Source organism: Peribacillus cavernae, from assembly GCF_003989135.1.
GTDB lineage: Bacteria > Bacillota > Bacilli > Bacillales > DSM-1321 > Peribacillus > Peribacillus cavernae.
The window spans coordinates 1-6958 of record NZ_RYZZ01000057.1; the positions used below are offsets into that span (position 1 = coordinate 1).

Consider the following 6958-nt stretch of genomic DNA (forward strand, 5'->3'; position numbering starts at 1 on the left):
AAAACTTTATCGCTATGATCTACGCAACAGCGAACAAGTTAAGTATCCGAGTCGAGCCCCATCGACTAGGGTAGGTCCTTCTTAGCTTACCGTCGCACTATTCATTTCAGGGGTAGGCTGTCAAGTGCTTTCCTTGACGGGCTATCCCTGAAATGAAACTCTATCAAAAGCTAAGAAGGACTACATCTTCACTTGGCCTGGGATTAGACTAGGACACTAACTTTCCCACACTAAATGGCGAGGAGCCTATTACAATTCGTCATTAAAAAAATTAAAAGAGAATGGTTCAGCAACTAAAGATGATGTTAAAGTATATTTTTAATATTTATATAGAGTTATATTAATGAATAACGCATTTCAGGATATTAATAAGATGTTGAAAGTTCCTTTCCTTACTTCTATGTCGGCTCTTCCATAAGTAGCAAAATGTATTCAACTAACATCTATCATTTTGGTTCAAGTTGGTTCAAATGATATTAATTTTTATCCTATTTCATACAAATACATCCATTTTTAATTTTTAATAATGTGTATATAACAGGCTCTAGATGGATTGGCTATGCTTAAAAAATGTAATCGTATTTCTCAAAACGTTAATTATCAACGTTTCAAGGCTCTTTTCAATTCTGTGGAAAGGGTCTTTTTTATGCCTAAAAAGTGCTTTTTGACCACATTTTAACCACGAAAATATTTTTGACCGCATCTTCCCTCATATCATAACTCTATATATTTTTGGAATTTTTGGGCGGTTTGCTTTTTCCTGTGGTCAGTAACGTGTGTATAGATGTTCATGGTCATTTGAATGTCGGAATACCCTAATCGTTCTTGCACCTCTTTTATGCTTGCTCCCGCTTCAAACAACAGACACAATGATACATATTTGAATATTAAGTACTTCAACTAAACTAGCTAATAGTTAGTCCACATTTTCTTTAAAAAACATAGAAAATAAATGATATACTAAAAAAGAACATGCCAAATACAATGAGTAATTAAGTCACAACGTATTTTCTAGAGAATGTTGAAAAAGTTTTTGGGAAAAAAGCCCTGAAGTTAGCAATTAAAGCTACTGAAAAACACATCAAATATTACAATTCACTAGGGTATGGACAATTGAAAGGTGAAGAAGACATTTTAGAGCAGTTTAAAGATTCATCAGATAGTCATTAAAGAATATATATTTAGACTCGATAATTATCATTATGGCATTATTAAAAACTATCCTAAAGGCTCTACCTATTACCGTACAGACTTTACATAACAATCATGGGAAATTGCTTTAGGTCGCTGTTAATTATGTAGCAATGATCATTTAATTTAGATTATACAAGAGAGGTAGTTTGAATGTCACAATTAACTTCTTTAATTGCACAGGCTAAGGTTAAAGATCCTGAACTCGGAAAAGAGTTAGAACGGGAATTCAAAGTGCTCGCTTCCCGGAAACCCTTTGGACTGAACTTCGAACGCCACCGCCCTGAAAGTACGGAGTTACCAGGACGACCAGTGCGAAAAGGCGAAAAGGTTCGTGTTTTGCCCCTACGTGGGAAGACCTCGAAGGCCGATCCACAGCTTTGGCGAGTCCGCGGCTTTGAGAATGTGGACGGAAAGCGGATGGCGCAGTTGGAGACAATCGGTACGGCAGAGCTAGAAACGCAACAGGTTGTTGTCGAGGATCTTGTTGTTGTGGAAGATTTCGGAGATTACATTTATCCTGGCCTTGTCAGCACTGGACAGGTAGTTCGGGGTGGTGACAAGCCCTATCACACTGTAATTAACAGCGAGAATTTCCATGCGCTGGAGGCCTTAACCTTCACACATAGAGGCAAGATTGATCTAATTTACATAGATCCCCCCTATAACACTGGTGCGAGGGACTGGAAATACAATAATAATTATGTAGAGGGAGACGACGTTTACCGTCATTCCAAATGGCTAGCATTCATCGAGCGCAGACTACGAGTTGCGAAAGGGCTTCTGAACCCTGAATGTTCGATGCTTATTGTGACCATTGACGAAAAAGAACTCCACAGGTTAGGGTTACTCCTGGAGCAGGTTTTTCCGGGGCAGCGCATTCAAATGATCAGCAATATGATTAATCCCAAGGGAGCAGCTCGCGGTAAGGAGTTTTACCGAGTCGATGAGTACATTTTTTATGTCTATTTTGGAGCTGCCGAAATCAGTGATGAGCGAATTCCTGGTCTATGTGTTTCAAAGTCTGAACTAACGGATGAGGATTCCAACAATAACAGTATAGAGGTCGAGGAAAAGAAACTTCCTCCCGTCCGATGGGCTTCACTTCTTCGGAGCGGAAGTGGCGCACAGCGTGAAGAATCCAAGCTAAAATTCTATCCGATCTATATAGATATTAATACAAAAAAGATCATTGGCTGCGGAGAACCATTACCGTTAGGTGAACATCCAGATCTTACAAAGAAAAACGGCGACATCATTGAAGTCTGGCCAATCCGGCAAAACGGTTCTGAAGGACGATGGCAGTTAAATGTGGATTCTTTCAGAAGTCTGCTAAAAGACAACTACATTAAGATTGGTTCAATAAACAAAAATAATAAGGTAACGCTATACTATCTCATGGAAGGTCAGCGAGAAAAAATTGCTTCGGGTGAGTTGGTTGTAACTGGCACCGACGCATTTGGGGGTCTCGTTGTGGAATATTCAGGACATGAAGCAATTGAAGGTCGGCCGCGGACACAATGGGCTACAACAGCGCATAGTGCCACAGATCATGGAACCTCTCTATTGCGAAAGATTATTCCTGGTCGGAAATTTCCTTTCCCAAAATCACTGTATGCTGTCGAGGATACTCTTCGGTTTTTCATTTCGAACAAGCCAGATGCAATTGTCCTAGATTTTTTTGCTGGCTCCGGCACGACATGTCATGCGGTCGCACGTTTAAATCGACAAGATGGGGGTCGACGCCAGTGTATTTTGGTCACCAACAACGAAGTCGCCGCTAATGAGCAGGCAGCACTTCGTAAAGCGGGATTACGTCCCGGAGATCCTGAATGGGAAAAGTGGGGTATCTGTGAATACATAACGAAACCCCGTATAGAGGCTTCAATAACTGGCAGAACTCCTGAAGGGGAAGAAATTAAAGGTGATTATTCATTTTACGACAAGTTTCCGTTGGCTGAGGGGTTCGCGGAAAACGCCGAGTTTTTCACCCTTACCTATGAAACTCCCGTTGCAGTCAGCCATGATCGTGCCTTTGAACGGATTGCACCGCTTCTCTGGATGCGGGCTGGTAGCAAAGGTCGACGAATTGAGAGTTTGCCAGAGCAGGGCTGGGACGTTACCGATACATATGGTCTGTTGAAAGACCTAGACAAAGTCGCCGCGTTTGCTTACGCCGTAGAGGAGAGGGGCACAATATCCATTGTTTATATCGTAACGGATGACGAACGACGTTTCCAATCCGTGGCCCAACGCCTGCCTAGTGCAATCGAGCCGATACGACTTTATGAATCTTATCTCACCAATTTTCGCTTTTCGGTGGGGTTATAAAAGAGGAAGTGATTATACATGAAGTTTACGCTTAAAGATTATCAGGACGATGCTGTCAAGAAAGTTCTGGACAATCTTAAGAAAACACAGAAACGTTGGCATGAAGATGGCGATAAACACGCGTTTTCCCTGACTGCGACGACTGGTGCGGGTAAAACTATTATGGCTGCCGCCGTGTTCGAGGCGCTTTTTTTTGGCGATGATGACTACGATTTCGAGCCGGATCCTGGCGCAGTGGTTATCTGGTTTAGCGATGATCCGTCTTTAAACCAGCAATCCAGGGTTCGACTAAAGGAAGCTTCGGATAAGCTCAATATCTCGGATCTTGTAACAATCGGAAACACCTTCTCACGAGAGCGGTTCGATCCAGGGAAGGTCTATTTCCTTAATACGCAGAAACTCTCAAAAAACAGCATTCTGGTTCGTGGGCATAATGAGGATGACCCTGCTGTCGAATCAGATGATCTGCAAATGCGGCTTTTTATGCCTGATCTTCGCTCTCAGACTATTTGGGACACAATTCAAAATACTATCGAAGATCCAGATCTGACTCTCTACCTCGTGTTAGATGAGGCGCATCGGGGGATGAAGGAAGATCGCTCAAACGGCGACAATAAACCCACCATCGTCAAACAACTCATAAATGGGACAGGTGGCGTTCCGGGCATTCCAATTGTCTGGGGCATCTCGGCCACCGTCGAACGCTTCAACGAAGCCATCAAGGGTATGGAAGGTCGTGCTACATTGCCTAACGTGGTCGTTAATACGAAGTTGGTCCAGGAATCCGGCCTTCTGAAAGACACGATAAATTTGGATGTTCCTGATGAGGCTGGTGACTTTTCAACGGTCCTCTTGCGCCGGGGCACGGGAAAACTGCGAGAGATATCGAAGGCATGGGAGGAGTATGCCAAGCAACAGGGCAAAGCCAAAACTATCCTCCCACTGATGGTATTGCAGGTGCCGAACTCTCCCAATCACAACGAGATCGGGAACTGGCTCCAAACTATCTTCGAGACATGGCCTGATTTGCCGCGAGACAGCGTATACAACGTTTTCGGTGAGCACAAGACCGAAACATTCGGCGGATACATAGCCCCCTATATCGCACCGGAACGTGTACAGGAGTCAGACTGGGTACGCATCCTCGTCGCCAAGGACGCGATTAGCACAGGTTGGGATTGTCCTCGGGCAGAGGTGATGGTTTCGTTCCGAGCGGCGAGTGATAAGACACATATTACACAGCTTTTAGGTCGGATGGTACGCACGCCACTTGCTCGTCGCATTCCCGGTAACGAACGGCTGAACTCAGTTGATTGCCTTCTGCCGTACTTTAATAAAACTTCGGTCGAAGCGGTTGTCGCTGCCCTGATGACAGGCGGAGAGCCGAGCGAGGATCTTCCGGACCGCCGGGTCTTGATTAATCCCCGTGAAATGAAGCCAAACCCGACTATTCCAACTGAAGTTTGGGACAAGCTCCTTTCCCTCCCGTCTCAGGCCTTACCAAAGAAGCAATCCCGTCCGGTTAAACGCCTGACAATTTTGGCACATGAACTGGCTGCTGACGGGCTTCTCGCAGACGCAGGTAAGATTGCTCACGCTAAGTTGCACAAAGTGCTAGACGCCGCACAAGTTGCATATGACGATGAAATTAGGGAGACGCAGGATGCGATCTTGACCGTTGAGGGCAAGACCGTGAAGGCTGATATTAAGAAGAAGGCTATGACCTTCAATGATTTCATCGAGGAAGCTGACTATGCAGTCATCGAGGACGTCTACAAGCGCGCATGCCGTATTATCAGCCCAGATTTGGCCAAGACCTACAGCGAGCATCTAGCCAGCCAAGCACCTGAGGACAAGGATCCAGAAGAGGCGCTGATAGAATCCCACACCATTGTAGCGGCTATCGGGCTTGTTCCAGAGGTCAAAGGTTATCTGGAAAGCGAAGCTGAGAAACTAGCTAACCAGTGGCTGACAGATTATCGGGTGGCTATCAAGAGCTTGAACGACGAACGACAGGAGGTATATCGGCAAATCCGCGAGATGAGCACCGATCCTCTGGATGTCAATCTGGCCAAACCTAAGACTTGGTTGCAGCCAACGACCGCCCGCAATCCTGATGGAATCGGAGTTGATCTGCCACTCTACGAAAAGCATCTGCTATGTGACAAAGAAGGATTATTCCCCGAGAACTTCAACCCGTGGGAAGAAAAGGTACTTCTGAGAGAGATAAATCGCGATGAGATAATCGCCTGGTACCGCAACCCTGCTCGCGCAAGTCAAGATTCGCTGGGAGTAACCTACGAGTTTAGCGAAGAAACCAAAATTGTACGTCCCGACTTTGTTTTTTTCACACGCTTGGCCGACGGCAGTTACGTGGCTGACATTGTAGATCCACATAGCTACCACCTTGCAGATGCTCTGCCTAAGCTTAAGGGGCTTGCGAGATATGCAGAAGTCAATGGTTCACAGTATCGCCGGATTGATGTTGTCTCTGAGTTGAATGGAAAATATAAAATTCTAGATCTACAGGAAAAAGAAACGAGAAAAGCTGTACTAACTGCAAGTAGTGCTAAATCTCTATATGAAGACAATAATATTGCTCTCAACTATCCGAGTTGATTTATGAGGGTTAAGCTGAGGTATTAGCGACCAACTATATTTAACTGCACAGGAGTAGTCTGTAGTGGAAAAGCAGGAGTAACAAAAGGGTAACATAACCCTGTGTTACTCCATTAATTTTCGTTAAAGATGTTATATTTTAAACCGTAAGCAAACGTTTGAAAACGCGGAATAATCAACTTGTGTTGACTAACGTTGCAAATGTTACAGATTAGTGGAAATATGGGCGGCATGATGTAATAGGGTTTTAAATCCCTTGATATATAGGGGTTTAACGAGTTTTCAGAAATAAATGCTCACCTATTTGCTCATCTAACATGTAAATATCTTTTAAAGTTGAAGGCCTCCCATCAGTTTACTGAACTGATGGGAGGCCTTTTCTTCCATGTTGTCAGTCATATATGAGCATAGATGTTCATCGTTGTTTGAATATCTGTATGTCCGAATCGTTGTTGAATTTCTTTCAACCCCACCCCTGCTTCGTTCAGTAACGATGTATGCGTATGCCTGAATGAATGCAACGAATAGGCTAATAGCGAAAACAGCGTATAATCATTACTAAGTTCTTCAGTACGAGCAAGGGATAAGAATTTTACAAGCTCGCTTTTTCTGTAACTGCTAAACTAGAATGGTTCTTACGCAATTTTGGGGAAGGCTTTACATGAAATTTTTGGGGTATAGTATTTATATCCCTAAAAGGCGGTGATTGACTCATGCTTGCAGTTGATAACTCGTTGTTTCATCTTGATGAGAAGATTGAAATTCTAATGCTGTCTCTTATACACATCTGACGCTGCCGACGATCGCATAAGTGTAG

General features: G+C 43.9%; 2 protein-coding genes and 2 pseudogenes. 2 read left to right on the forward strand and 2 right to left on the reverse strand.

Annotated features, from left to right (window positions below; genetic code table 11):
* Window positions 1-714: 714 nt before the first annotated feature.
* Window positions 715-867, reverse strand: a pseudogene (locus ELQ35_RS22190) (tyrosine-type recombinase/integrase); the annotation flags it as partial.
* A gap of 477 nt (window positions 868-1344) precedes the next feature.
* Between ELQ35_RS22190 and ELQ35_RS22195 the strand changes: the two are divergent.
* Together ELQ35_RS22195 and ELQ35_RS22200 are read left to right on the forward strand one after the other, a co-directional pair.
* Window positions 1345-3522, forward strand: a complete 2178-nt coding sequence (locus ELQ35_RS22195) for a site-specific DNA-methyltransferase (RefSeq protein ID WP_126867351.1) — start codon at window positions 1345-1347, stop codon at window positions 3520-3522.
* An 18-nt stretch (window positions 3523-3540) separates the two neighbouring features.
* Window positions 3541-6141, forward strand: a complete 2601-nt coding sequence (locus ELQ35_RS22200) for a DEAD/DEAH box helicase (protein WP_126867352.1) — start codon at window positions 3541-3543, stop codon at window positions 6139-6141.
* A gap of 330 nt (window positions 6142-6471) precedes the next feature.
* Here the strand turns inward: ELQ35_RS22200 and ELQ35_RS23340 are convergent.
* Window positions 6472-6659 (reverse strand): annotated as a pseudogene (locus ELQ35_RS23340) (tyrosine-type recombinase/integrase); the annotation flags it as partial.
* Between the last annotated feature and the right edge of the window lie 299 nt (window positions 6660-6958).